1 protein-coding gene is annotated in these 1,967 nt (G+C 50.1%); it reads right to left on the bottom strand.

All coding sequences use genetic code 11. The features are described from left to right. The coding region (gene mukB, locus AC4MRV_RS21975) for a chromosome partition protein MukB (protein ID WP_491189394.1) at positions 1–1,946 on the bottom strand (1,946 nt) is incomplete at its 3' end. Between the last annotated feature and the right edge of the window lie 21 nt (positions 1,947–1,967).

The following is a 1,967-nucleotide window of genomic DNA, read 5'->3' as shown; positions in this document are numbered from 1 at the left end:
TTGTCTTTCGCCAGAGAAAGGGTCTTCTCTTGCTCAAGCACCACTTGCATTTGGCTCATGACTGACTGGCTATCTTCTAGCTCAGCGCCACTTTGCTCACGCAGTTTTTCTAGCGCATCGTTCGCCGCAATCCAAGTTGGAGCAATGGCTTCTAGCTTGTTGATTTCCGCTGCTGCATCTTGCTCTAGACGACGCTGTTCGCTGCGTTGCTCACGCACGTCTTCTTGCGTCATTTCTAACGAGTCAATTTGCATCGCGTGACGCTCACGCTCTTGTTCAAACGTGATTTCGTCAGTCAGTTCAACATGGAACTGCTTCTGGTATTCGTTAACTAGCTCACGTGCTTGACGCTGCTGGTTAAGGCTACGCTCAAGGTCACGGTGCTGTGCACGCCATTGCTGTTCGTTTTGCGCCACTTGCTGAGATTCACGCGCTTTCGCAATTGCGGTTTTCGCATGTTCAGACGCGTCTTTACGCTCAACTTGACCAACGATGCTTTGTACCAGTTTAAGCGCGGTTTCGAACTGCTCTGCTGCTGCAGAAGACATGTCCAGTTTATGCTTAACCGATAGCAACGCGTTGGTGCTTTCTGATTCTTTGCTCTTAAGCTCAGAGACAAGCGCTTGTGCCGATTCTGCCGTTAGGCTGTCATCGCCAAGTAGCTGCTTCGCTTTTTCCAGCGCTTGAACCGCTTGTTGGTATTGAAGCGCGCGAGTTTGCTGAACGTCGAGTGCTTGTTGGTAGTCCGCCAGTTGCGTCTTAAGGCTATCCACCTCTTCTTCCGCAACGGTCGCCTGCTCTTCCACCATCATCACGCGTTCTTGCGCTTCTTCCACTACCATCATCTGTTCTTCAAGACGCTCACTCAGCTCTTCAAGATCTTCTTGGTAGCGTTCGATCTTCTCTTGCTGACGCAGTGCGTTTTGCACCAGTTGCAAGTGGTCAGAAGCCGCTTGGTAATCTTGCTCTAGCGCAGATTCCGACTCGATCAACAGTTCTAACTCTTCTTGAACACGGTTAAGCAGGTTGTTTTGCTCAACGAGAGTTTCACGAGAGCCGAACAGCTCTGAACGCAATGACAGCGTTTTATCCAGCTTGTTACGACGATCGTTCGCGTGACGCATGTAGTCCGCAGCCACGTAGTTAGTCGACTCTGTGATCAAGTGTTTGAACAAGTCACGGTCTGCTTGCGTGGTTTTGATCGCTTCTAGCGTCATGCGGTTTTCGCGCAGTGCTGATTCCATATCTTGGAACGCTTTCTTCACGCCGCCGTTTTGTGGCAGAAGGTAGTCACGTAGCGAGCGCGTGATTGCGCTTGAGATACCACCGTAAAGTGATGCTTCGATAAGGCGGTAGAACTTAGAACGGTCACCAGAGTTACGCAGTTTCTTCGGAATTACACCGAATTCAAACATTTGCGCGTGGTAATCCACGATGGAAGAGAAGGCTTTGAACTGAACACCTTCAAACTCTGCGATCGATTCTTTCACCTCGTTGATTTGACGTACACGAGCTTGAGTCGCAGATACGCTTTCAATCAAGATATCCGTTGGTTTCACATGGCTTGGAAGACCTTGGATAACAAACGGTTTGATGTCTACTTTCTTATCACGACCCGCAACTTGCTGCAGTTTTACTGCGAACAATAGGCGTTGGTTACGTGAGTTCACCACGTCTAGCGCCGCATAACACGCGCCCGGCTGTAGCTTACCGTACAGACCTTTGTCGCGAGACGATTGGCTGCTGCCCGCTTCTGTGGTGTTACGGAAGTGCAGTAGCGTTTGGTCAGGAATCAATGCGGTGATGAACGCCGCCATTGTGGTTGATTTACCTGCACCGTTACCACCTGATAACGTGGTGACCAGACCATCGATGTCAAACGTACGGGCAAAGAAGCCGTTCCAGTTGACCATGGTCAGCGATTGGTATTTACCGCGTTCAATCATGCTCATGCTTCACCCTCTTCT

The organism is Vibrio sp., assembly GCF_984391705.1.
Note: the sequence above shows the minus strand (reverse complement) of the source record. Positions and strands in the feature narration are given on the sequence as shown.